Source organism: Lysinibacillus sp. ZYM-1, assembly GCF_001308875.1.
Lineage (GTDB): Bacteria > Bacillota > Bacilli > Bacillales_A > Planococcaceae > Lysinibacillus.
Map to the genome: position 1 here is coordinate 33,167 of NZ_KQ465123.1, position 24,109 is coordinate 57,275.

The 24,109-nt window shown below is 37.1% G+C and carries 31 protein-coding genes; 20 read left to right on the forward strand and 11 right to left on the reverse strand.

What is annotated here, in order from left to right; all coding sequences use genetic code 11:
• The first annotated feature begins 87 nt into the window (after nucleotides 1–87).
• Nucleotides 88–564, forward strand: a complete 477-nt coding sequence (locus AO843_RS14780) for a hypothetical protein (protein ID WP_054611862.1) — start codon at nucleotides 88–90, stop codon at nucleotides 562–564.
• 14 nt (nucleotides 565–578) lie between these two features.
• On the opposite strand, the gene AO843_RS14785 is transcribed toward AO843_RS14780, so the two are convergent.
• Together AO843_RS14785 and AO843_RS14790 are read right to left on the reverse strand one after the other, a co-directional pair.
• Entirely contained in the window at nucleotides 579–779 is a 201-nt protein-coding gene (locus tag AO843_RS14785; RefSeq protein ID WP_054611863.1) for a hypothetical protein, read from the reverse strand.
• Nucleotides 780–898: 119 nt separating this feature from the next.
• Nucleotides 899–1,204, reverse strand: coding sequence for a hypothetical protein (locus tag AO843_RS14790; RefSeq protein ID WP_054611864.1), 306 nt, complete (start codon nucleotides 1,202–1,204; stop codon nucleotides 899–901).
• A gap of 43 nt (nucleotides 1,205–1,247) precedes the next feature.
• On the opposite strand from AO843_RS14790, the gene AO843_RS14795 reads away from it, so the two are divergent.
• The gene (locus tag AO843_RS14795) at nucleotides 1,248–1,808 is read left to right on the forward strand and encodes an AAA family ATPase (protein ID WP_054611865.1); all 561 of its coding nucleotides are present in this window, start codon (nucleotides 1,248–1,250) and stop codon (nucleotides 1,806–1,808) included.
• 27 nt (nucleotides 1,809–1,835) lie between these two features.
• On the opposite strand, the gene AO843_RS14800 is transcribed toward AO843_RS14795, so the two are convergent.
• The 3 genes from AO843_RS14800 to AO843_RS14810 form a co-directional block, all read right to left on the reverse strand.
• Complete coding sequence (locus AO843_RS14800) at nucleotides 1,836–3,014, reverse strand: Ger(x)C family spore germination protein (RefSeq protein ID WP_054611866.1); 1,179 nt, start codon at nucleotides 3,012–3,014, stop codon at nucleotides 1,836–1,838.
• A 363-nt stretch (nucleotides 3,015–3,377) separates the two neighbouring features.
• On the reverse strand, nucleotides 3,378–4,754 hold the full coding sequence (locus AO843_RS14805) for an MATE family efflux transporter (protein WP_054611867.1): 1,377 nt from the start codon (nucleotides 4,752–4,754) through the stop codon (nucleotides 3,378–3,380).
• Nucleotides 4,755–4,774: 20 nt separating this feature from the next.
• Nucleotides 4,775–5,254 carry a DUF6530 family protein gene (locus AO843_RS14810; RefSeq protein WP_054611868.1) on the reverse strand — a complete coding sequence of 160 codons (480 nt, stop codon included), beginning with the start codon at nucleotides 5,252–5,254 and terminating at the stop codon, nucleotides 4,775–4,777.
• A 158-nt stretch (nucleotides 5,255–5,412) separates the two neighbouring features.
• Here AO843_RS14810 and AO843_RS14815 point away from each other — a divergent pair, with 158 nt between their 5' ends.
• The 5 genes from AO843_RS14815 (at nucleotide 5,413) to AO843_RS14835 (ending at nucleotide 11,964) form a co-directional block, all read left to right on the forward strand.
• Nucleotides 5,413–5,847 (forward strand): hypothetical protein, encoded by a 435-nt coding sequence (locus AO843_RS14815; RefSeq protein ID WP_054611869.1) that lies wholly within the window; start codon nucleotides 5,413–5,415, stop codon nucleotides 5,845–5,847.
• A 234-nt stretch (nucleotides 5,848–6,081) separates the two neighbouring features.
• Nucleotides 6,082–6,654 (forward strand): histidine phosphatase family protein, encoded by a 573-nt coding sequence (locus AO843_RS14820; RefSeq protein WP_054611870.1) that lies wholly within the window; start codon nucleotides 6,082–6,084, stop codon nucleotides 6,652–6,654.
• A gap of 368 nt (nucleotides 6,655–7,022) precedes the next feature.
• Nucleotides 7,023–8,216, forward strand: coding sequence for an MFS transporter (locus AO843_RS14825; RefSeq protein ID WP_054611871.1), 1,194 nt, complete (start codon nucleotides 7,023–7,025; stop codon nucleotides 8,214–8,216).
• A 144-nt stretch (nucleotides 8,217–8,360) separates the two neighbouring features.
• Complete coding sequence (locus AO843_RS14830; RefSeq protein WP_054611872.1) at nucleotides 8,361–8,693, forward strand: hypothetical protein; 333 nt, start codon at nucleotides 8,361–8,363, stop codon at nucleotides 8,691–8,693.
• Between the two features lie 211 nt (nucleotides 8,694–8,904).
• Nucleotides 8,905–11,964 (forward strand): hybrid sensor histidine kinase/response regulator, encoded by a 3,060-nt coding sequence (locus AO843_RS14835; RefSeq protein WP_054611873.1) that lies wholly within the window; start codon nucleotides 8,905–8,907, stop codon nucleotides 11,962–11,964.
• A 27-nt stretch (nucleotides 11,965–11,991) separates the two neighbouring features.
• On the opposite strand, the gene AO843_RS14840 is transcribed toward AO843_RS14835, so the two are convergent.
• On the reverse strand, nucleotides 11,992–12,867 hold the full coding sequence (locus AO843_RS14840; protein WP_231630165.1) for a DMT family transporter: 876 nt from the start codon (nucleotides 12,865–12,867) through the stop codon (nucleotides 11,992–11,994).
• A 202-nt stretch (nucleotides 12,868–13,069) separates the two neighbouring features.
• Between AO843_RS14840 and AO843_RS14845 the strand changes: the two genes are divergently transcribed.
• Nucleotides 13,070–13,540 carry an Lrp/AsnC family transcriptional regulator gene (locus tag AO843_RS14845; RefSeq protein ID WP_054611875.1) on the forward strand — a complete coding sequence of 157 codons (471 nt, stop codon included), beginning with the start codon at nucleotides 13,070–13,072 and terminating at the stop codon, nucleotides 13,538–13,540.
• A gap of 22 nt (nucleotides 13,541–13,562) precedes the next feature.
• Here AO843_RS14845 and AO843_RS14850 read toward each other — a convergent pair whose 3' ends face one another.
• A complete protein-coding gene (locus AO843_RS14850; RefSeq protein WP_082389485.1) occupies nucleotides 13,563–14,024 on the reverse strand; it encodes a helix-turn-helix domain-containing protein in 462 nt (153 codons plus the stop codon).
• Nucleotides 14,025–14,026: 2 nt separating this feature from the next.
• Between AO843_RS14850 and AO843_RS14855 the strand changes: the two genes are divergently transcribed.
• The 3 genes from AO843_RS14855 (at nucleotide 14,027) to AO843_RS14865 (ending at nucleotide 15,265) form a co-directional block, all read left to right on the forward strand.
• Entirely contained in the window at nucleotides 14,027–14,350 is a 324-nt protein-coding gene (locus AO843_RS14855) for a universal stress protein (protein ID WP_255350378.1), read from the forward strand.
• Nucleotides 14,351–14,533: 183 nt separating this feature from the next.
• A complete protein-coding gene (locus AO843_RS14860; RefSeq protein WP_054611925.1) occupies nucleotides 14,534–14,812 on the forward strand; it encodes an ArsR/SmtB family transcription factor in 279 nt (92 codons plus the stop codon).
• Between the two features lie 69 nt (nucleotides 14,813–14,881).
• A complete protein-coding gene (locus tag AO843_RS14865; RefSeq protein WP_054611877.1) occupies nucleotides 14,882–15,265 on the forward strand; it encodes a VOC family protein in 384 nt (127 codons plus the stop codon).
• A 53-nt stretch (nucleotides 15,266–15,318) separates the two neighbouring features.
• On the opposite strand, the gene AO843_RS14870 is transcribed toward AO843_RS14865, so the two are convergent.
• Together AO843_RS14870 and AO843_RS14875 are read right to left on the reverse strand one after the other, a co-directional pair.
• A complete protein-coding gene (locus AO843_RS14870; protein WP_054611878.1) occupies nucleotides 15,319–15,498 on the reverse strand; it encodes a hypothetical protein in 180 nt (59 codons plus the stop codon).
• 93 nt (nucleotides 15,499–15,591) lie between these two features.
• Nucleotides 15,592–16,434 (reverse strand): copper amine oxidase N-terminal domain-containing protein, encoded by an 843-nt coding sequence (locus AO843_RS14875; RefSeq protein WP_054611879.1) that lies wholly within the window; start codon nucleotides 16,432–16,434, stop codon nucleotides 15,592–15,594.
• A gap of 141 nt (nucleotides 16,435–16,575) precedes the next feature.
• Here AO843_RS14875 and AO843_RS24865 point away from each other — a divergent pair, with 141 nt between their 5' ends.
• Nucleotides 16,576–16,740 carry a hypothetical protein gene (locus tag AO843_RS24865; protein ID WP_197278933.1) on the forward strand — a complete coding sequence of 55 codons (165 nt, stop codon included), beginning with the start codon at nucleotides 16,576–16,578 and terminating at the stop codon, nucleotides 16,738–16,740.
• 162 nt (nucleotides 16,741–16,902) lie between these two features.
• On the opposite strand, the gene AO843_RS14880 is transcribed toward AO843_RS24865, so the two are convergent.
• Nucleotides 16,903–17,175: a LysE family translocator gene (locus AO843_RS14880; RefSeq protein ID WP_231630159.1), complete on the reverse strand. Its 273-nt coding sequence runs from the start codon at nucleotides 17,173–17,175 to the stop codon at nucleotides 16,903–16,905.
• 204 nt (nucleotides 17,176–17,379) lie between these two features.
• Between AO843_RS14880 and AO843_RS14885 the strand changes: the two genes are divergently transcribed.
• The 5 genes from AO843_RS14885 (at nucleotide 17,380) to AO843_RS14905 (ending at nucleotide 20,027) form a co-directional block, all read left to right on the forward strand.
• Entirely contained in the window at nucleotides 17,380–17,625 is a 246-nt protein-coding gene (locus tag AO843_RS14885) for a hypothetical protein (RefSeq protein ID WP_054611880.1), read from the forward strand.
• A 75-nt stretch (nucleotides 17,626–17,700) separates the two neighbouring features.
• Nucleotides 17,701–18,126, forward strand: coding sequence for a 3-hydroxyacyl-ACP dehydratase FabZ (gene fabZ / locus AO843_RS14890; RefSeq protein WP_054611881.1), 426 nt, complete (start codon nucleotides 17,701–17,703; stop codon nucleotides 18,124–18,126).
• Between the two features lie 145 nt (nucleotides 18,127–18,271).
• Nucleotides 18,272–18,766, forward strand: coding sequence for a hypothetical protein (locus AO843_RS14895; RefSeq protein WP_054611882.1), 495 nt, complete (start codon nucleotides 18,272–18,274; stop codon nucleotides 18,764–18,766).
• Nucleotides 18,750–19,028, forward strand: a complete 279-nt coding sequence (locus AO843_RS25170; RefSeq protein WP_231630160.1) for a hypothetical protein — start codon at nucleotides 18,750–18,752, stop codon at nucleotides 19,026–19,028. The genes AO843_RS14895 and AO843_RS25170 overlap by 17 nt, the downstream gene beginning before the upstream one ends.
• A gap of 252 nt (nucleotides 19,029–19,280) precedes the next feature.
• A complete protein-coding gene (locus AO843_RS14905; RefSeq protein WP_054611883.1) occupies nucleotides 19,281–20,027 on the forward strand; it encodes a polysaccharide deacetylase family protein in 747 nt (248 codons plus the stop codon).
• 56 nt (nucleotides 20,028–20,083) lie between these two features.
• On the opposite strand, the gene AO843_RS14910 is transcribed toward AO843_RS14905, so the two are convergent.
• Nucleotides 20,084–20,359 carry a hypothetical protein gene (locus tag AO843_RS14910; RefSeq protein WP_054611884.1) on the reverse strand — a complete coding sequence of 92 codons (276 nt, stop codon included), beginning with the start codon at nucleotides 20,357–20,359 and terminating at the stop codon, nucleotides 20,084–20,086.
• A 128-nt stretch (nucleotides 20,360–20,487) separates the two neighbouring features.
• Between AO843_RS14910 and AO843_RS14915 the strand changes: the two genes are divergently transcribed.
• The 3 genes from AO843_RS14915 to AO843_RS14925 all read left to right on the forward strand — a co-directional run bounded on the left by AO843_RS14915 (nucleotide 20,488) and on the right by AO843_RS14925 (nucleotide 24,069).
• Nucleotides 20,488–21,261, forward strand: a complete 774-nt coding sequence (locus AO843_RS14915; protein ID WP_231630161.1) for a GNAT family N-acetyltransferase — start codon at nucleotides 20,488–20,490, stop codon at nucleotides 21,259–21,261.
• Between the two features lie 319 nt (nucleotides 21,262–21,580).
• Nucleotides 21,581–23,095, forward strand: coding sequence for a lmo1851 family serine protease (locus AO843_RS14920; protein WP_054611886.1), 1,515 nt, complete (start codon nucleotides 21,581–21,583; stop codon nucleotides 23,093–23,095).
• A gap of 71 nt (nucleotides 23,096–23,166) precedes the next feature.
• Nucleotides 23,167–24,069, forward strand: coding sequence for a CobW family GTP-binding protein (locus tag AO843_RS14925; protein ID WP_054611887.1), 903 nt, complete (start codon nucleotides 23,167–23,169; stop codon nucleotides 24,067–24,069).
• The last annotated feature ends 40 nt before the right edge of the window (nucleotides 24,070–24,109 follow it).

Genomic DNA, 24,109 nt, shown 5'->3' on the forward strand with positions numbered 1-24,109 from the left:
TCTTTTATTTGGAAAAGATGATAAATTCATAGTATATTCAAATGAAGGAGCAACAAACTATTAAAGTAAAGAAAGGGGGCGTTAGCAATGGCTATATTAAAAGAGTATTCAAGCAACCCTGGTTGTGAAGTTGAGCTAACGATTACATTAGTCAATGAGGGAAGTGTTAGATTTCGAATTGATTTCCGCTTTGGGACTGCTTTTCCAACAATACATACTGAAATTCTTTGTATAAAGAGAGACTTTTTTCAATTGTTAGAGGATTTAAAGCAATTGGATCATACGCATCTTAGTATGATAGAGCCCCATGATCCTGGGCTATGCATTTATCATATTCCCCGCTATGGACCATATTTTGTGCCTGGCCGTGGCATTTTACAATTTCCTGAAGAGGAGGTAGAAGAACCACTTTATAAATTAATGTTTGTATTAGATGCATATGAGAGAAATAACCTTGGGTCAAGGGAATGTGGACCAGCATTATGTTTAACTGTCTCACTGGATCAAATTTATGTGTTCGTTAACCTCTTGCGAGCGGAGGTAATGAATTTTCATGGCAGTTAAAGTATGTAGATGGGTCAATCGTTAGGTGTTTCGATAACGATGCTGTAAGAAATAGTCAGTCGATCACAGACCCAGTTCTTAAAAATGAGTTCGATTTGCTTGTTCATTTCATCACTCGGTAAATCGTTATCTAACCCGAGCTGCTCGAAAGTAAATGTTTCCTGTATTCTATCTTCATATTTTGTGTCAACTGCAAAAGTAATTGTTTTACACATGTACGCTTCCTCCAATAAATCTAAGATACTACTAAAAATAAAATAAGTTCACAATACGCAAATTGTTACTTGTTAGTATATGATTTAGTGCGTCAAGCTGCAATAGTTACCATTACTATTTAAGGAGAAAAACGATTTTGATTTATTAATTTTTTCTGTTTGTAAGTGGTATAGGATGTTTTCAAAGAGGCATAACTACCAATTGCTGCATAGCCATAAAACCATCCCATAAATAGGCCAGCTAATAGATTGTGACGATGGCTGATGAAAATGGAAATCAATAAGCCGATGACTAAAGTGATGAAGGGAACCCAAAAAGATTTAATATGACACAACCTCTTAATCAGCTGTGTCAGAATCATCACCACTGGAACGGCAATTACTGCATCCAAAAATTTCGTATGTATAAGTGGAAAATGTTCCATATTATCACCTCGATTTTCAAAAAGAGTTCATAGGAGGGAGCTAATGAAGTTTGTTCTTATATTTGGTCCTCAAGCTGTTGGGAAAATGACAGTGGGACAGGAATTAGCAAAAATAACTGAATTGAAGCTATTTCATAATCATATGACGATCGATTTGGTTAGTCATTTTTTTGACTATAGCACGAAAGAAGGGAAGAGATTAGTAAATTTATTTCGACAGGAGATTTTTGAAGAAGTTTCATCTAGTCATTTATATGGATTGATTTTTACTTATGTATGGGCGTTCGATTTTCAATCAGATTGGGATTATGTTAAACAAGTCGCAAAGATTTTCGAATCTAAGGGTGGCATTGTGTACTATGTTGAACTAGAAGCTGCTTTAGAGGAGAGACTTGAGCGTAATAAAAGTTCTAATAGACTTGAACATAAGCCATCGAAAGGGAATTTTGAATGGTCTGAAAATGACTTGCTAAATGCCATAGAGGAATATAGATTGAATTCCTTAGATGATGAAATTCAATTCCCAAACTATATAAAAATTGACAATACAAATCTAAGTGCAAAAGAGGTTGCGAAAAAAGTACAAGAACATTTTCATTTATAGAAAAAACGCTTGGAACCCAAGCGTTTTTTATTCAGAGGAATTTGTCCTTTTAATTTTGATGATTTCCGAAAACGTTTTGCGGCCTGGGTTTATTTGCGAAACGTCAATCGTAATTTTACGAATAGAATCCTCTTTAAGTGGGATTTTTCCATCCTTCTCTAATCTCTTCCATGCTTTCACGTTGTCCCGATAGAGATATTCTGATAAACGATAAATATCTACATCTAATTTTAATCCTACTTTATAGGTATTTTGAATTTCTTTTTGAATTTCTTTAATGATATGTTTTTTCAGTTCTTTTTCATTTACTTTTCCTTTATAGCCGTCAACCGTCGCATTAATTCTCAATTTAGCTTCAAAATAAACATCTTCTTCTTTCACAATAGGTAATACTTTTACATGCAATTTATCAATATTAACAGTCAAATCCTCTTTACCGTCTGTTGTTAATTTAAAGGTAATTTCACCTTGGTTTGTGTAATTATGCATCCATTGATTCCCTCTAGCAGCTTCATCTTTCACAAAGCCTTTAAAGCCATCTTTTGACAAAATGCCAACACCTGAAAAGTAGGTTTCTTCTACTTTTTCTTCATCTGTTTGCCAATCTTTTTTGATGGATACATAAGGTATTGTCACTTCATGATTGGGTTCGTTTAAGCCAATCACAATTTCGCGTATATTTTTTGGTTCAACAAACGTTTCTTGTTCTGTTGGATTAATAGGGTTACTTAATTTTGAAGAAGACAGCGAATTTTTTAAAATCGGTGACACGAGCAAGACTTCGTTCACCGGATTTGTTGTACAATATATCCATATTTGATATCTTGTGTCCCGAAAACGAATAAACGTATCAATGACGGGGATAGCTCTTTCGTTTTCCATGGCACGCTCTGAGAAGATTAAATACCTCATATGCCCCCAAAAAATTTCCTGATCCGATGACCGATATAATTTGTAGATCGCTTCTTCTACTGTTTTTCCTTTGGCACGGCCAACGTCCGCAGGTGCAGCATTTGAACTGGGTTGAACAGATTTAGCGACATCAGCAAAATTGATAATTTGTAAAAATACTTCATATTCGTTATCGACATAATCAACCCCAACCGCATTGATGTAGTACATTCTTTGTGGTTCAGTAATGTCCCAGCATCCAGTGAGCAGGGTTGTTAGAAAAATCATCACTAAAAATTTTATGGTTGTTTTCATGGTATCTCCACTCAGATAGCTAATTTATAGTATTAGCTTGGACAAAAGATGGCTTTTTTATAAAGAGCTTGAAGAGGAAAGGAGAAGTGGAAAAACATTTACTATTTTTATCTCTTTATTATGGTTAGGATTTTCAACAGCTAAATCGTCTTCAAAAAAAATTGCAGGAAAACTAGAAAATATTTTTAACTTTAATGTAACTTTTTAAAACGTGAAACGACTACTCTAATAGTAGAATACAAAAAACTAAAGCAAAGTAGTAAGATTCACTTTTCACAAAATGACCAGGGCTCAATTTCTGAGTTCCTGGTCATTTTGTTTTATGAAAAAAAGGACATGCGCTCGTTGCATGTCCTCAGTTCTTTAATCGTTAAGCATAGCTTTTAATGTTCGTTTTTGCCAGCCTAACTTGAAGTAGGCAAATTGCATAATGAAATGTACACAGAAGGTAATTGGGTAGGCTAACCAAACACCGTTTAATTCTAGAGAACTATGGTGAGATAGTAGGAAGGCTAATGGTACCTCTACTACCCAAATGGTAATGACTAAGAAAATAGTAGGCCATAAAACGACACCTGTTGCACGCATCGTTGCTGACACCGTTTGTGTATGACCGAAAATTAAATAACTCCAAAAGGCGATATATAAATAATTCTTGGCAATGAGCACGGTATCATGAGAATCGATAAAGAAAGCCAAGATTGGCTCAGCGAATAGATACATGATGAGTATAATTGCGCCACCTAGAAGATAATTGATACGTACACCCATTTGACGAATTTTTTTAATCATTTCTGTAGAATTCGCGCCTAATGCCTGAGCCACGAAGACAGATGTGGCAATGGCAATACTCATCGCAGGTACCTGTGCATAACTAGCTACCTGATTAACAACGCCGTAAGCTGCAGTCGCATTCGAACCGTAGACGTTGACAAAGCCAATAACAGCTATTTCCGCGACAGAGATAGCCACCATACTAATACTGGCTGGAATCGCTAGCTTTAATAAAGAAGATAAAATATCTTTCTTTAATTTAAAATGTTGTAAAATCGATTTGTCTAAACGCAGTAAATGCTTGGTTTTATGCAAATATGCCAGTAACAAGATCATTGTCACTAGATTTGATAATACAGATGCATAGGCAGCACCATTTAAGCCAAATGCAGGTAAGCCAAACCAGCCGAACAGTAATGGTGGAAGGAAGGCGATATTTAACACAACACTGATAACTAAAAATAAGAATGGTGTTTTCGAATCACCGACTCCACGCATAAATGTTGTATACACCATATACCAAAACATAATTGGTAACGTGAAGAATAAAATTTGAGCATAGCTAATACTCATTTCTAAAATATTAGCCGGTGTTTGCATGAAGCGTAGAATCCATTCAATAAAAAAGCCACCAAAGATCGCTACAACAATGGATAAAATCGTTGTGAAGGCGAGTGTTACTCCAACAACTTCCTTCATCTTAGCATGATTACCAGCCCCAAAGGTTTGCCCAACTAAAATGGAGCTACCCGAGCCAATGCCAATTGCAAAGGCCATTAAAAAGAAGAAAAATGGGAAAAATGCTGAAATGGCCGCCAGTGCATCTACACCTAAATTGCGCCCCACTAAAAACATGGCAAAAACTTGGCCAACGGATTGCAGTACATTTGCTAACATAACCGGAATTAAGAAATTAAAAAAGGCCTTTCGAAGTTTTTGATCGTCTTGTAACATTTGTTCATTCATAATTATAATCCTCTTGAGTTTTAATAACCCATTTCTTTTAAGATTCGTGATAATGTGCGTAGGCGTTCACCGATTAGCTCGCCATCATTATTTAAGGCTTGCTGAAAAAGTTGAATATCTTCATTAATTTGCTCATTTTCTGTGCAAACTTCCACAGTCATGGCATCTCCCTGTAAGCCTACGCGTTTAATAACAGGGTTTTCTTCATCATATAAATGCTCGTAGCGGTATGCCTCCTTAAAATGAAGTTGCGCCTCACACACTAAAATAGCAAGGTCGAGCACACGATGTAAGGGAAGTTCTTCTGATTGACGTGACCATTTGCCACCAGTATGGCGCCAAACTTTCGCTGAAATATCCACCTTTCCTCGGTCATTCCATTGTGCCAAGCCAAGAGAAAGCCCTTGAGCATCAGTTTGATAAGCTGTACGCCCATCAATATTGGCATAGTTTTCAGCAACGATTACAGGTTTATGTTTTAAATGTGTTGGGATGTTCATTTTAAAAAGCTCCTCATCATTCGGATTTAGTAATTTAGTAAATTACTGCTTTAGTAAATTTAGCATTGGAGACTGAATAAGTCAATCCAGAATATCGGAGGTAATAACCTTTTTTTGCCAGAAAATAATGATACACTAGGCTAATAGGGGGGATTTTAATGAATGTTTATAAACTAATGGCTGTGTTTTACCTGAGCTTACTGCTGTTTTTTCCTTTAAAAACATCTGCCACAAGCTGGGCTAATCACTTTGTTGTGTGGAACGGTAATATGTATGTTGTCAGTGATGAGCATGTGCAAAAGGTTGAAAATGAAATTGGAGCAGTAACGAAATATTCAGATATGAAACAATATGGGGGAAACTTTTCTAATATTTATCCAAAAGGAACAAAATATTTTACAATAAAGGATATTGATACGGATATTGCCATAGCGGTAGAAACAGCCGATGGGGAATATGTAAAAGCAGTAAATGATGGGGAATATACATATTCCAAAAGTATGTTTAGTGTTCTTAGTTACGTCTTGTGGATCATCGGCATATCCATAATCATTGCTATACTCATCATCGCTCGTAAAGGAAGTTGGAGCTGAAACAAATGTAGTGCCTATTTCTCAACCCTTAAAAACTGTAACCTTTCATCTACCTTTGTAGATTTTCCTTGTTTTACGCGATATCGTGTACATTCTACTTGCATCATAATCCCCCTCAAAATTTTTTATGCAGATAGAAATCATACCTAAAAAAGGGTATTATTGGAATGTTGTTAAAGTATGATTCATTTTTGTGTGATGCCACTACAAACATTTTTTTGAGGAGGGGGAGAAATGGAGACCACCATTCTAATGATTAGACATGCAGATTCTCCTTTCATTTTTGGAGAAGAGCGGACCAGAGGATTGTCAGAAAAAGGGGAACGGGATGCTAAAATAGTAACTGAAGTTCTCCTTTCAGCTAAAATAGATGTCATTGTTTCCAGTCCGTATACGAGAGCAATTCAAACCGTACAGGGAATTGCGACACATCATCAGATGGAAATCCTTTTAATTGAAGGTTTCAGGGAAAGACAGTTAAAAGGTGCCTATCCATTACCTGCATATGAAATAGATGAGGCGATCAAAAAATCCTTCCAAGACTTTGATTTTTATTTGCCTGGTGGAGAATCTATAAGAGATGTTCAAAATCGAGCCATACCTGAATTGATACATCTCTTGGAGGAGTATCCAGGAAAGACAATTGTCGTCGGTACACATGGAAACATTATGACAATCGTGATGAATTATTTCGATGCCCAATATGGCTTTGATTTTTGGAAAAGCACAACGAAACCAGATAGCTACCAATTAAGCTTTGTAGGTAAAAAGCTGACAAAAGTTCAAAGAATGTATCTTCGTTTTTGATTTTTTAAAATTTTTTTTGTAAAGCTGTAACTTTTACAAAGTGGACACGACTACTGTAATAGTAGGATACAAAAGATTAAAGCAAAGTAGTAAATTTTCACTTTTCACAAAAAGATCAGGACTCCCAGCTATGTGAGTATCCTGATCTTTTTGTGTTTAGAGAATAAATTGCCTGTAATTTGGTTGAGTTTCATGTTAGTATAGAATAAATATTTAGAAATTTCTTACAAAATCGCGCATGGAAAAAGAAAAACGAATTCCCCCAATGTTTTTTCAACCATGTGTCATAAGGGAGTCCACTAATGCTTATTAGTCCAATTTAAACACCCCCACATAAAAAGCTAAATCTTTTTAATGGGGGATAAAAAATGTATAAAAATTGTTCTTTTTCACTTTTATTGACAGGTCAATCTCTAGCGGATATTGGAGATGTTTTATATATAGTAAGCCTTATTAGTATCATTTATCAGAAGACAAATTCAGCGATTGCAGCGGCATTCGTGCCATTTATTATTACTTCTTGTATGTTGGTTTCAAGTCTGCTTACACCGATCCTTACATCGAAAGGTCATATAAATCGTGTGCTAACCATTTCACAAGGCTTTAAAACGGCCGTTCTAGTAGGTCTCGCTTGCTATTTAGTGTGGGCTGGTGATCAGCTAGCCATTATAGTTATTTATTTATTCATGGCCATTATTGCCTTTTTGGATGGCTGTGCCAACCCTATTCGCCAATCCTTGTTACCTTTCTATGTTGAAGATAGGGATTTATTACGGGCAAATAGTATAGTAGAAACGGTGATTCAATCGATCCAAGTAGGTTCCTGGTTTGTAGGCAGTTCATTGTTACTGGTCTTCACACCCTTGCAACTTATATGGTATGTAGTAGGCCTCTTTTTCATTGCTACACTTCTTTTATTAAAGCTACCAGATGTGCCCATTATACAACGTACACATATAAAAAAGCGTTTGTTAATGGTAGAAGGTTGGCAACCCATTCGACATACGCCTTTGCTGAAAGTAGCGGCAAGAATGGACTTATTAGAGTCGATTGCAGGGGCTGTATGGGTCGCCGCAATTTTACTCGTCTTTGTAGAAGAAGCTTTGCAGGTTTCTTCTCAATGGTGGGGTTATATAAATGGAATTTTCTTTATCGGAATGATTATTGGAAGTACGCTTTGTTTAAAATGGGCCAACTTTGTAGAGCGTAAAAAAGCTGTGCTGATCACTGTAGGCTCTTTATTGTCAGCCATTTTCACCTTGTTCTTTGCGCTAAATTACCTACCATTACTGGCATTACTATGTTCTCTCCTAATTGGCTTGTGTGGACAGTTAAAAAATATTCCACAGCAAACCATTATTCAAACAAGTGTGCCAAAGGAAAAATTGCCAACAGTCTATACATCATTGAATGTCATTACTACTGGCGTATTTGGCCTTTCTTCATTAGCGATGGGTATATTGTCTGAATGGTATGGGGTAAGAATTGTATTTTTCCTATCAGCTATCATGCTCCTGCTAGTTAGTTTCCTAGCCTTTAAAAATAGGACCCTTTTTGGGTAGTAGGTAATTGTAGCCCTTACTTTGAATCAGCAAAGTAAGGGTTTTTTTTCTATTTCATAAAAATGTCCAGTATTTTTAGAATAATGAAACTTTTTACAATCCTGTGCGTAGAAAAAAATGAAAGGAAAAAAGGGGGCTTTAGAAATGAAACGGAAACATTATATTATTATGGTCATTGCATTTATTGTGGAAATCTTTCTGACTTATTGGATTGCCTCCATGTTCTCTGTCAGATTTATTGAAGTCATGTTTTTTACAGGTATTGCTTTTACATTAGGGACGCTCTACTTTACGAGTAGTGGTGGAGCTATGTCAAGACTTTATGCCTCACAAGCCAGTGCCCAGAAAGGCATCATCCAGCAGCGAGAAAGATTTAACTTTAAAGCTGGTCCAGTATTTCTGGCTTCGCTCCTATTTTTTCTCATAGGGTTGGTGTTCTTTATCTTACTCATTATGGGCATTATTCCGCCACAATAGATATAAAATCTAATGGATGGGATAGACTGTTTAAAAATACATGTCAATAACAAATTGTTGTTTAAAGGAATCAAGATAGTCTTTCGGCTGTCTTGATTTTTTAGGTTGAAAAGGAAGTTGTTCAGAATCTGTATAGGTCTGATTGGTAGAATAGATGGGTTCTTTGATTACTCTACCAACTAGACCTAGGAGGTGTTTAGACAATCCACTTATGAAACATAGAAAGATTGCCGTCATTATTACATTGTTTATTTTCTTGTTAACAGGTTCACGTTTGTTGTGGCTTCATTTATTTATACAACCAGATCAACCATACGCAGTGAAAGGTCAAATTGATGTACGTGATTTTGATTTTCAACATAGTGCATTGACACTTGATGGCGAGTGGACTTTCCATTCATCTCAATGGTTGATGGATAATCAACCCTCCAACCACACATACATACAAGTTCCAGATGGTTGGGACAAAGTCTTTCATGAAGGCGAACTGACGCCATTTGGATACGGCTCCTACCAATTGAAAATACTGGTTAATCCGGAAGAAACAAATACTTTTAGCCTGAGAGTTCCAAGTATTCGTAGTGCTGCAGAAATATATGTGAATCATCGCTTAATTGCGAAGTCAGGGGAGCTAGGTGAAAATCGTGCACAAACGGTTGCGAAAAATGTTCCGTTTACTGCCTCTTTTGAAACAAAAGGAGAAAGTGAAATCGACCTGATTATTCAAGTAGCCAACTTTCAAGATCCGCGTAATGGAGGGATCGTTCGTTCTATAAAATTTGGACAAGAAGATGTAATCAATCGGGAGACTCAATTGTCCATTACAATGCAGATGGTAGTGGCCGTTGTTTTAGTCTTACATGCCATTTATTCTGTCATTCTCTATTTAGTTGGCAATAAAGATAAACGCTTACTTTTTTTTTCAGTCTTAACCGTAAGTATTATGTTTTATTATTTACTAGGGAGTGATGATAAACTTCTTTCATTTTGGTTTCCGATTAATTATAACTGGGGCTTTATATTAGTCCATCTTTCTATAGTAGGCATTGGCTACTCATTGCTTCAATGTATTGATCGCTGGTTACCGAAACATATCCAGATATACAAACGTCTATTCGCTATTTTGTGTATAGTCGCGATCATATTAGCATTTACTTTGCCTATACGTTATCTCATTTCCATACATTCCTTTTATATATTTATTTTAGGTGTTCCAATAGTTATTACCTTGATGATGATGCTCGGAAAATCGATAAAGGATATACGTAACAATGTTTTTATTCTATTGGCGATAGTGGCCTTTGTGAATAGTCTCATTTGGGATGGCATGCTAGTGATTACGGGGATCAAAATCATTTCTTATCCATTTGATTTGATTGTGACGATTGCCTGTTTAGCGACATTGTGGTTTAAGGATTACGCAAAGGTACATGCCGATACGAAGGAACTTGCCCAAAAACTGCAAGAAACCGATAAACTTAAGGACGAATTTTTGGCAAGCACCTCCCATGAATTACGTAATCCGCTTCATAGCATTATCAATATGTCAAAAGCAGTATTAGATCGTGAATCGGATGCATTGTCTGTAAAAAGTGTGAATGATTTAGAAACTGTCCTGTCTGTTGGTAAACGAATGTCTTTGTTGTTGAATGATTTGTTGGATGTGATGAGCTTACAAGACAATACACAAAAACTGCAACTAAGCACGGTTTCAATCCATTCCATTGTTGATGGTGTATTCGATATGCTGCGATTTATGATTGAAGGGAAGCCTATTCAGTTTGTACTGGAAATTCCAGAAAATTTCCCAAGCGTACTAGCAGATGAAAATCGTGTGATTCAAATTATCTTTAATTTAGTGCATAATGCCGTGAAGTTTACCAATGAAGGGTCTATTACGATATCAGGGGATACGAATAAAGAGATGGCAAAAATTGTTATTACTGATACAGGTATTGGCGTGGATACAGAAACTATGCGACGAATTTTTGAGCCTTATGAGCAAGGTACGATTAGTAAAACTATGGTGGAAGGTGGGTTTGGATTAGGGCTTAATATTTGTAAGCGCCTTATTGAATTGCATGGAGGAATTTTAGATGTGAAATCTGTGGTAGGGCAAGGTTCGACCTTTACCTTTACATTGCCATTAGCGGATGAAGCGGGTGTCCATGAGTCCCATGAAATGGTGCGACAAAGCAGCAAGAGCCCAGAAAGAACAAGTATACAGTCAGACAAGAAGCAAGATCAGATGACAGAGTGGAATCGTCCGCGTATTTTGGTAGTGGATGATGAGCCCATTAATTTGCGGGTCGTTGAGACAATTTTAGCAAATGAAAATTATGACATCGTCACAGCGACAAGTGGTGTACAAGCACTAGCATATATGCAATCCCGGGAGTGGGATTTAGTCATTTCAGATGTAATGATGCCGAAAATGTCTGGGTATGAATTAGTGCGTATCATACGGAAGCAATTCTCGATCACCGATTTACCTGTATTATTGCTAACAGCGCGTAGTCAACCTCAGGATCTTGAAAATGGTTTTTTAGCAGGTGCCAATGATTATGTTGTCAAGCCTGTCGACGCCTTAGAGCTACGATCACGAGTAGCAGCATTAACGAAAGTAAAGCGATCCATTCAAGAACGTCATCGTATGGAGGCAGCTTGGCTACAGGCACAAATCGAACCTCATTTTCTTTTCAACACTTTAAATGCAATTTTAACGTTGAGTGAAATGGATAGTGAGCGAACAAGTAGATTAGTAGAGGCACTCAGTGATTTTTTAAGAGAATCCTACAATTTTCAAAATGTTGAAGCACTTGTACCATTAGAAAATGAACTCACATTAATTCAAGCTTATCTCTATATTCAGCAGGAGCGTTTTGGTGATCGAATTCAGGTTAAATGGGATTTAGAGGCACCAACGGATGTGCTTATTCCTTCATTAACCATTCAGCCCTTAATAGAAAATGCCTTACAACACGGTATTTTAAAGCGCTCAGAAGGGGGAACCATCCATATCCGTATTATCGAAAGTGAAGCGCATCTAGAAATTTCCGTTTCGGACAATGGCGTTGGCATGAATGAAGAAAGATTGGCACAATTACTACAGCCAAAAAATCAGCCATCTAGAAGTATTGGCTTAATGAATACCCATATTCGGCTTCAACAGCATTACGGACAAGGCTTGCACATTTCGAGTAAGCTACATGAAGGAACATCCGTTTCTTTTGTAGTTCTGGCCAAAAAAACTGTAAAACAAGAAGCATGACACAAAGAGGTGTCATGCTTCTTTTCTTTACATGATGACCTGTGGTACTTTGGTTTTAAAATGAGTGAATAAATAACATCCCACAATGACAATGAGACCACCAATTCCTTGCAGCCAGGACATATTTTCGCCAATAAACAGGTATGCGAGAAGGGCAGTGAAAATAGGATTGAAGTTTAAAAAAATACCAGAAGTTGTCGCACCTAATTTCTGTACGCCGATATTCCAAAAAACCATACAAACAACAGTTGAGATTATACCTGTATAGAGCATCGAAAGAATGAAAGATGTATTGATATTGGTGAAGGTAAAATCCGTACTTGTAAATGGTGCGAGCATCAGTACACCGAATATGCCTGCATATAGGGTAGCCATTAATGGCGAGGTTGTTTGCATTGCCCACTTACTACATACTGAATAAAGTCCCCATACGCACACGGCTGCTAACATCCATAAATCACCTGTATTCAATTGAAAATCCAGCAACAAATGCCAATCGCCTTTAGAAAGAACTAGTACCACCCCGAACAAGGAGAGAAGCATCGCTAACAACTGCCATCCAGTAATTTTTTCTTTTAGCAAGATAAACGAAAAAAGTGCAATAGATATTGTATTCATGGTAGAGATAAGACCAGCATTGGTAGATGTAGTGCGCTCCAAAGCTAAAAATTGGAAAATATTGAATAGTGCAACCCCTGTTACACCCATGAACATTAACGGAACAATTGCTTGTTTAGGTGGGACTAATTTTCTTTCCTTCCACCAGACCAAAGGCACAAGGACTATAACGGCAATCAACCATCTGACCATTGTCAACGTCAATGGAGAAGCATGTGCAACAAGCGTCTTAGCAACAACAAAGTTCCCTCCCCACAGCAAGCTTGTGATAAGCATTAGACCCATATAAAATTTGACCAAGGTCGTAACACCCCTTTCAACTTATGTATACCAAGAATCATAGCACTATTGGTGATTTGACTGTATAATATTTTGTGGAAGTGAAAAACTTCAAAATTAATGAAAGATAATATGATTTTTTACGAATAATCTTCGGAAAAAGTCCTTTATAGATATATGGCAAAAAATAATCAAAAGGGGAGAAATCATGGAGGATATAAAAAATAAAGCGTTAGACAGTGTGGATCTTCAAATTTTAGATATTTTGCAGAGAGAGGTTCAAATTAGCAATGCCGAATTGGCTAGACGTGTAAACTTGTCCCCACCAGCCACACATACACGGGTCAAACGATTGGAAAATGAAGGATATATCGATCAGCAAGTTGCCATTTTAAATCAGGAAAAATTAGGATTCGATTTACTGTGCTATGTTTTTATGAGTACGGATATCCATCAAGCGAAGGAATTAGAAGAATTAGAAACCAGTTTAAAAACGATGACAGAAATATTAGAATGTCATTGTTTAACAGGTGCCTATGATTATTTATTAAAAATCGTCGTTCGGGATCGTCAAGAATTAAATCAATTTATTCGAAAATTAAATAAGTTAGGTATCTCTAGAATTCAAACAAATTTATCCTTACGGGAGATCAAATATTCCACGGTTTTACCATTATAAAAACACAGCAAGTGTGAGTATCCTACTCAAACTTGCTGTGTTTTTCGTCTTCATTTGAACTTTTAGTCACATCATCAATATAACGATATAAAGTGGATTTACTAATACCTGTTTCGTTTTTTATGTCCATTAGTGAATAGGCTTTACTTTGATACATAGCAAATGCTTTACGTAAATTTTCATCTGATTTTTTGGGTCGTCCAATCGTTTTTCCGGCCTTTTTTGCTGCAACCAATCCAAAAGTTGTTGCATGGCTTTTCAATTGGGTTTGCAGATTTGAAAAGAGCGCAACGGTCTCCACTAAATTTAATTGTAAAAGGGTCGTATTGGAAAGTTGTTCTTCTAGGAAAGTGATCTTTACCTGATCTTTTGCTAATACGTTTAAGACATCTAATAATTGATGAAAGGAGTCCGCTAGCACAACGAGATTTTCAACGACAATTTCATCTCCAGATTGGATGATCATTAATAAATCCTCTAACATCTTTGGTCGATGTTGTATATGTAGTCAATGTCGAAAAAGTGAAGAATGAGCTTTTACTAGCAGGTTCGATTGAAAAAGTGGAACTAGCACGTCAGCGAAAAATTGCCCCCGTCGAACAAGCATTACTTGCAGCCAACATCCAATATCACATAACGATATTAAAAGGGGAACCTGGCTTGGAAATTATTCGCTATGCCCATGAACAACAAGTGGATTTAGTGGTTATCGGTAGTCGTGGGTTAAATAGTCTCCAGGAAATGGTCCTGGGCAGTGTGAGCCATAAAGTGATGAAACGCGTCCAATGCCCTGCTTTAATTGTTAAATAAATCTCAGCTGTCCCAACAGGTTGTCTAGAATGACAATCGTGTAGGTGGCAGCTTTTTTAATGTGATATAACAAACGTGAGAGAAAAGGTGAGAACCCACTCTATTCCAAGTAAACACTCAAACAGGCAACTGGAAGGTTGCTTATGTTTGACATGCAACCTTGTAGTTGCCTATAATCAATATATGAATTGGGATAAAGAAGCTATATTCAAAGCACTTGCAGACGCGACTCGGAGGCATATATTAGACGAACTTTCAGAACGAAATGAGATGACATTATATGAGTTAACGGTACGTCTTCTCATGAAGTATGAGCTTTCCATTTCGAGACAAGCCATTGCCAAACATCTTGCTGTTTTGGAGGGGGCAGGACTTGTCACTTCTAGACGAAAGGGCAAATATCGAGTTGTTATTTTTAACAATGAACCACTTAAAGATTTACTGAAGAGATGGATAGAGTAATTTTATCAAATGGAACAGTAGTAGGGCTTACAAGCCATTTACTACAACTAGCATAGGAGGCTAAATCGAATGAATATTATCGTTAACAGTTTATTCGTAACAGACCAAGCAAAGGCACTGACATTTTATACAGAAAAGCTAGGATTTGTTAAAAAGGAAGATGTGCCGTTAGGGAAATTTAGATGGCTGACACTTGTATCGGCAGATGATCAAGATGGAACGGAACTTTTACTGGAACCTGATGAGCATCCTGCGGCTAAGGAATATCAAAAGAGGATATTTGCTGATGGTATCCCGGCCACAATGTTCGGTGTGGCGGATATTCATCAAGAGCATAAGCGTTTACTAGAAAAAGGTGTGAAATTTACGATTGCCCCAACAAAAATGGGGGCTGTCACAATAGCGGTCTTGGACGATACTTGTGGCAACCTTATTCAGATTATCCAAAAGTAATCCAATATTAAAGCGTGTTTTGATGTGGTATTTTCAAAACACGCTTTTTCTATCTATTCATGTATTGCTAAACCTCGGTCATCATCCAATAGATCGAGATTTTCTTTTGGCACGGCATTCACGGTCTGTTCTTTAGCTTCAGCTTCTTCACTTGGTGGCGCTTCCTCGGATGAACAGGCTGCTAAAAGTAATAGAAATAGTAACACTAGACTAACTGACAGTAATTTCTGCATGAGGCAAACCTCCATCAATAAATCGTTGATATGAATATTTTGCACATTTTCATACAGATTATGTTTAGTATCATTGCTATTTAAAATTTTTTATTAAACGACCGTGTTACTAATGATTTTATTAAAGCCATTGTTGGTTGCACGATTAATAAGCTGTTGAATAGATTGCACTGCACTATCTGAGAATATATACCAGCTGTTGTTGCTAACATCATGGAGAAGAACCTTTGGAAAACCTTCTAATAATTCATCAGGGAATGCTTGGTTTAAGGAATAGATGTCGAACTGTTGAATACTTTTATTGTCAGTATTCATAAAATCATATTGTCCAAGCTTATAATAGGATCCAGGTGTGTCAAGATTCAATTGCCAAGAATAGTCCTTAGGAGCCTCTACTTTGTTTCCTTTTTGTTGGAAGATTTCGAACATATCATGGTGATAGCTATTGCCCTTGATTTCCTGAATGATTCCACCCATTGTCATGTGATATTCATAGTGAAGGGCTTTTATTTTTTGATTGCCAATTAGTAGTGGTTTCGTTGCGATATTGACAATACCTTGTTTGTAATCAACTTGACTGCCAAATGTTTCCGCAATAAAGCGGATTGGTACATAAGTACGATTGTTTTTAAGGTATGGCGTTCCATCCAAATGCTCGGTTTTACCATTTTTAATCACTGTCTGGCTATTGAGATTTAAAATAATAGTTGACTGGTTCTTTGAAAGGGTGATTTTGGAATCCTTCCACTGAACTTGTGCACCCAAATTTTCACTAATTACACGTAATGGTACCATAGTTCGATTGTTCTTAAGCTCAGGTGTTGCATCTGTTTTCACTACAACTTCGTCAATCTTGATTTGGGTCGTTGCCGCATCAGCAGGAGATGCCGTCCATAATATAGATGTTAATAATAGGCCTGTGAAGATTTTTTTCATTGTATTTAGTCTCCTTTATTTTAGTGACCTTATTTTACCATAAAATTCTAATACTATAATGATAGTTTACTATTTATTATTTTTTAACAGTGTATAAAGCGTTTTTGAAATCGAATACTAAGCTCGAAAGGAGGTTTTTTTGTGAAATTTTTAACATGGGGAATAGTTGGTGCAGCTCTTTTTGCTGTCATGAAAGGCTATGGGAAATCGAACCAAGGACAGAAGGATAGCTATCAACAAACGACAACACCTGTTCAATTAGTGGCTAATGCTAACCCTTTGACAGCTAATACACCGAAACAGTAAGAGGTGCCGAAAGCTTATAGATCGCTTTGATCTATAAGCTTCTATTTTTTACATTATTATCCTTTGTTTGATATAATAGTTTGTTTCTAGAATTATATTGGCAGTCTTCGGCAATTTCCCTTCAAAAAAAAGAAGAACACCGACTCGGGTTCTTCTCGCAATTTATTTGCTTTGTGTTTGTAAGGCTAGTCGGACGCCTAGACCGATATAGACAAAGCCAACTGTTTTTTCAAGCCAACGGGAGCTTCCACTTGCTTTAGTAAAGATTTTTTCACCAATAAAGCTTGTTACAATAGCTAGTAGAATCGTATACAAGATAAATTGTGGTAAAAAGGCAAGGAAAAATAATGCCGTTTTTGGATTTAATATTTCTGCTAGAAAGCCTTGGCGGAATGAGGTACTCGCAGGGCTTTGTTCGACAGTAGGTTGATGCACTCATCACAACAAATGTAATGCCCAGTGTTAGCAGTTGGACTGTAACAGATTGCTCGTTATGTTGGATCAGCCACTGCCTTTGAAGTGGTGAAATATGTTGGTGTAGCTTATCTTGTGTATTTAGGGATACAAATGCTCCTCACGAAACCGAAGAAAATTGAATGAAAAAAAATTCAGAAAATATATTCGAGGGTGGGTGATGTCATGAAATTGAATTTATCCTATAGTTTACAGCTATTATTCTGTGTGATCATCTTGATTATCAGCATTTATTGTCTTTCAACAAAAGATTTTACGTTACTACCAATTTCATTAGCTTTTGTAGGATTTTCTTTCCTTCTCATCGGTCTGAGAGAATGGCGAAGAGCCAAAAAATCAGTGATTAGTATTCTTTCATTTGGCACTGCTATTTTTATACTTTTGATTGTAGGTCAATCATTGTTTGGCTAGTCTTTTTATTTTTTAATACCAACTACTAATATTTAGTGATAGAATAAGGTAATAAAAATAGTTGGAGGTATGAACATGTTAACTAGTCAACAAATACAAGCAATTTTGCCTCACCGTTATCCGTTCCTATTGGTGGATCGTATTGATGAATTAGAGGAAGGAAAACGAGCAGTAGGGCTTAAAAATGTGACCATCAATGAGGAGTTTTTTAATGGTCATTTTCCCCAGTATCCTGTGATGCCGGGCGTACTGATTGTGGAAGCACTAGCGCAAGTTAGCGCGGTGATAATGCTGACAAAGGCAGGAAATGAGGGGAGACTCGGATTATTGGCAGGTATTGATCAATGTCGTTTTAAAAAACAAGTGAAGCCAGGGGATCAATTACGTCTTGAAGTAGATATCACACGCGTAAAAGGGTCAATCGGTAAAGGTAAGGGCATTGCAACGGTCGATGGAGAGTTGGTTTGTGAAATGGAACTTGTTTTCGCGTTTGGGAATTAACCAATTAGCTGAATAAACTGATAAAGGAAAGATTCAAAGGGCATGTAAAAATAGCAAGAGACTTTCCACAAGGCGTACTACACCCCCAACTTTCTTTCATATAATAAATGGACTGACAGTAAACAAAATGGGAGGATGAAGGGGATTGAGGGTCGCCATTTTTGAAAGTAAAGAAGAACTGTTAAGGCCAGAGAAAGCATTGGATAACGATTTTTGTGATCATTTTGTACAAAAAATGCATAAACAGATTCTCCATAAAAAGCTTCACCAAGATATATATCATTCTTATTTTGTTATTTTTCAACAACAATATACAAGGCAAGAGCTAAGCTTTATAATCCATATGTTAAGGCTTCAGGCGGATGAAATTTTGCGATTAAAGCCTATTTTCATCACATTAAGTGGGGTCATTTTGTCTGTTTTTACGTTAATTGCTGCTACGATAAATAGTAAATTTATGATGGGGCATTCGCTTGTCCAAATTGTGGCATTGGCTATAGTAAGTTTGAATGTCGCCATTCTATTTATTTCCTATAAAATTGAAAAAGAACATAAGAGAGTGCAAGATGTAATTGCGTTATTAGATTATTACATCACAATTTATCAGGCAGGGGATGACAAACATGCAAAGCATAATTGAGCAATTACAATATTGGCTCCTTAAAGTGCCAGAAGCATTTCATGTCATGACAGAAACGGAAATGACCCAACGACCTGCTCCGAATAAATGGTCTAAAAAAGAATTTTTAGGTCATTTATGCGATTCTGCTCTCGTCAACCTTGAACGATTTGTAAAGATCCAGTATGAAACTTCACCATACGTAGTGACTACATACGACCAAGTCCAATGGGTCGAGCTACAAGGCTATCAAAAAATTCCAATAGATGACATTTTATTATGATGGACGAGCTTAAACAAAAAAATGATGGAAATGTTGGAAAAACTTACAACGCAAACTTTATCTCGAACATGTGATATTGGTCAACCGCAATGGGTCACACTTGAATGGCTTATCCAAGATTATCTCGACCATTTGGAACACCATGTGAAAAAGCACATTTTAATGGAACCATGATATTTATCGAAACTTAAGCATTTTTTTTCGAAATCCTCAAATAATAAAGTACGAAAAAATATTTGGGGACGTGAAGATTTGAAAAAATTATTACTGTTTTTACTGCCGCTATGTCTGATTACGGTTTCGTTTTTTTATGTCAAAGCGAGTTCATATGACAATAAAGGAAGAAGGCATTATGAAGAAGCAGGCCAAATACTTTGGGAAATCAAAACAGATGAGAAAATCATCGCCCTCACTTTTGATGATGGACCACACCGTAAGTACACAGCCGATATTCTAGATGTATTGGAAAAATATCATGCAAAAGGAACCTTCTTTATTGTCGGTCAAAATGCGGAAAAAAATCCTGAACTTATATCGAGAATGTACGATGAGGGGCATGAATTAGCCAACCATACATTTACCCACCCTTTAAAAACAAATGTTTCGAATTTAATGAAGGAAATTGATCAAACCAATGCCACTCTTTATAGTATTACCGGCTTTAGGCCGACCTTATTCCGTCCAGTTGAAGGTCAATTTTCAGATGCGATGATTGATGCAATCGCAAAAGAGGGCTATAAAGTCGTGATGTGGTCTTGGCATTTGGATACACTTGACTGGAAAGGCCCCGGAGTCAATCGAATTGTAAATACCGTATTAAAAGGAGTAAAGGCAGGTAATATTGTCTTATTTCATGATGGTGGGGGTAACCGATCACAAACCGTGAAGGCGCTAGAGCAAGTTTTACCGGAGCTTGAAAAACAGGGTTATCGCTTTGTGACTGTTTCAGAATTGCTTGAAGTACAGATGAATTATAAAAAAATGGAAAAAAAGCAGTAGTGTTGAGAGCCTTCTTTCAACACTACTTTTCGTTGCGCTTTCTCTTTATGTAAAGGTTATTTCAACATTTTTTTGATGTGCTTGAGCTCACCAATTAAATAATCGATTTGCTTCTGCATATTATCAATTTGAACGCTTGATTGACCATCACCATTATTATTACTTTGAGAAGAATCGTTATTAGCATTTTGAAGTACTTCTAGGGCAAGACCTGCTGCAATGGTTTGTATGCCATCTCCAAGTGTTGAAATGGCAGCGCCGATATAGGCTAACTTAGCTGCATAAATTTCGAGGGAATCATTGTTTTGGCTGGGCTTATTATTTCTTCCCATATTTTCTTCCTCCTTACACTTGTCATTACTTGCATCATATGCATGAATAAGAGAAAAGGAGAACGATTTATATGATTCGCAAGAAATGGTAAAATTAGCAGAAACACTAAATAATGGAGGAGAGGCCTTTGACACATGTAGAGATTGTTGAAATGAACGGACAATTGTTGGAGGGAATAGGCAGTTACTGTTTACGGAGCAAGAAAGATGCTGAAGGCTATAAAGGCAAAAATAAATGGCTAAATCAACAATTTGAAAAGAGCTTACGTTATTTTCAATTATTGGAAGATCGTAAACAAGTAGGTTTTATAGAGTATACGGACGCAGAGTATTCCTCAAGGGTTATACATGCGGATGACTATGTAATCATTCATTGTTTATGGGTAAGCGCTGTCGGCAAGGGCTACGGTACACAATTATTGAAAAAATGTTTAGAAGATGCAAAACAACGTGGCAAAAAAGGAGTGGCTGTGCTTACAAATGACCAAACTTCATGGACACCTAGTAAGGATTTATTTTTACAGCACGAATTCCAACTAATAACTACCGCACCCTTTCATTTTGAATTATTGGTTTATCCATTTAATAATGATGGTGCGCACCCGTATTTTCCTGAAAATTGGCAAGAGCGATTGACGCGTTTTCAAAACTTGACTATTCTCCGTTCTTTTCAATGTCCCTATGTGGAAGTCGCGACGGAGAATATATTAGCGGCTGCCCATAAACTTGGGATCTCGGTCGAGTTGATCGATCTTCAAAGCAGGGAAGAGCTGATGGAGAAATCGCCGACCCCTTATGGGATCTTTTCGGTTATCTATAAAGGACAGCTCATTTCTTTCCATCGATTAACCATTCATTCTGTCTATAAGAGACTTCAGAAGCTAATGGAAGAACCTGTGTAAAAAATTTTGATCATGATTTGCAACTTTTTTTGTCACTGGCACGTTATTATCTTATAGCATTTCTATGATTCAATTGATTTTTTAGTTGACTGCTACTAGGAAATGAGTAAAATTAAAAAGCAGTACCATTATATACCTAAAGCTTCTATAGGGAAATGATGGATCCATGGGCACTAGGATGCTAGAAGGTTGGAGGCATGATGAGACAAGCTCTGTTATGAAATTTTGACAGTCTTTTTCTTTTCGTCTTCTGTATAACCTGTTAAGATGGTAATAGTGTGACAACAAGTTAGTGTATATGAGAGTGGTGACAGTCAAGATGGATGAACAGAAAAAAGAAAGTACAGAACAGCAGCAAGAGCCCACGCCAGCTGAAATCAAGCCGGCAGGACAATTTATACAATTAAAACCGTTTAAGTTCATCATGCTAATGTTCTTTACAATTCTTATTACTGCCGGTTTAACGATTTTTGCGTTAACATTTGGTGATAAGAAAGTAGTAGAAGTGAAAGTTCCGGTAGAACGTGCGGAATTTACGAAATTATATGAAGCATTTGATTTACTGAAAAATAACTATTACAAAGATATTGAAGATGAAAAAGTAGTCGATGGTGCAATAAATGGCATGTTCGACGCTTTAGGAGATCCGTACTCTGATTTTATGGTAAAGGAAGAAGCGGACCAATTTAATTCTGGTTTATCTTCTAGCTTCCAAGGAATTGGTGCAGAAATCCAAGAACGTAATGGTTATATTACAGTTGTGTCACCTATCAAAAATTCCCCTGCTGAAAAAGCAGGCTTATTACCAAAAGATATCATCTTAACGGTTGATGGGAAAAGCATTCAAGGTTTCAGTGCCACAGAAGCAGTAGCGTTAATTCGCGGGGAAAAGGGAACGCCTGTGAAATTATCGGTGAAACGTGGCGAAAATACTGAGCCTATTCAAATGACAATTGTTCGTGATGAAATCCCAGTAGAAACTGTTTATGGTGAAATGCTTGATGGCAATATTGCCCATATTCAAATTACATCGTTTAGTGAACAATCTGCCCAAGAGCTGGAAAAAATCCTAGTTGAGTACGAAGGCAAAGGCATGAAGGGCATAGTTTTAGATTTACGTCAAAATCCTGGTGGCTACTTAAAGGCTGCAGTGGATATTTCTAATTTATTTGTACCAGAAGGCAAAGCCATTGTGCAGGTACAAGAAAAAGATGCAGAACCAGAAATCACAAATGCGATTGCTGGTAAAAAGTATAACCTACCAATTACAGTTCTTGTTGATGGTGGTAGTGCTTCTGCCTCAGAGATTTTAGCGGGTGCTTTAAAAGAATCTGTTGGTGCTAAAGTTGTCGGTGAAACATCATTCGGTAAAGGCACTGTCCAAAATGTAACACCGCTAAAAGATGGCTCTAATCTGAAATTTACAACAGGTAAATGGTTAACGCCAAACGGTAACTGGATTAATGAAAAAGGAATTGAACCTGATGTCAAGGTAGCCTATCCATCATATGCTGCATTACCATACTTGAATGCTTCTATAGAAATGAAGGCAGGCATGCAATCGGAAACTGTGAAGGCGGCAGAGGAGATGCTTCAAGTACTAGGGTACGAGCCTGGTGAAATCGATGGTCTTTACGATGACAATACGGAGCATGCTGTAGAACAATTACAAGCTGCGAATAATCTTGAAGAGACAGGTATTTTAACAGGAAATACAACGTATGCATTAATGGATGCTTTACGTGCAAAAATGAAAGCTGATGATCCTCAGTTGTTAAAAGCCAAAGAGCTTCTTTTAGGAACAGCAGATAAGACTGAGGGAACTACAAACTAACAAGTACAGCTGTCGCAACAGTCGTCTTTCACGGCATCTGCGACAGCTTTTTTTATAGGAGGAAGAAGAGAATGAAGGACGTATACCTATTTAGTGGCTTTTTAGGAAGTGGCAAAACATCCATGCTGACAGATGTGATTCGCCAACTAAAAGAAAGGAATTTAAAACCCGCGGTTATTATGAATGAACTTGGTAAGCTACCATTTGACTCTCAGGCCGTGGAGAAAGATATTCCGCTCAAAGAGATGCTAGAAGGCTGTATTTGCTGTTCAGGTGCTGAAAAAACGGAGGCACAAATTCAATCTCTTCTATTAGATAGTGATTTTGATGTGTTAATTATTGAAACTACCGGTGCTGCCCATCCTGTCGAGGCGTTAGATGCGGTTTATTCCCCATTGTTTGCTGATAAGCTGAACATCAAAGGGATTGTGACAGTGGCAGATTCAAAGCTGTGGCTTCACCGTGACACGCTTACACCGCAAGTACGTTCATTATTTATGGAACAAATTCGCCATGCACACTTATTGTTAGCGAATAAAACAGATCTATTAACTGAGGCAGAGCAAGCACAAATTGTTTATGAGCTACAAAGCTTGAATCCCAATGCCTTTATTTTGCAAACGACGAATGGCCGTGTACCATTATCATTATTAGAGGGTTTAAAGGCAACGGCACAGACAGATAAAGCTGATATTGTAAAAGCACCTATTGCTTCCATGCAGCTTGGCTCACGCTTAGTGGAATTTGCGGGTATGGAGTTTACCCAGGAGCAATTTGAAGAATGGGTTCGAGCATTGCCTGAAACGATTTATCGTATGAAAGGATATGTGCCGATAGAGGGCATTAAAAATCCAATGCTGTTCCAATATGCGTATGGCATGGTCCAATGGCTACCTGAATATATAAAAATGCCAGCAAAACTCGTCATTATTGGTGAAAATGTGGGTTCTCTACCTGTTATCGGAATCCATTAAAGAAAATGTCAACCTGTGAACTTTTACACATTTTAGACAA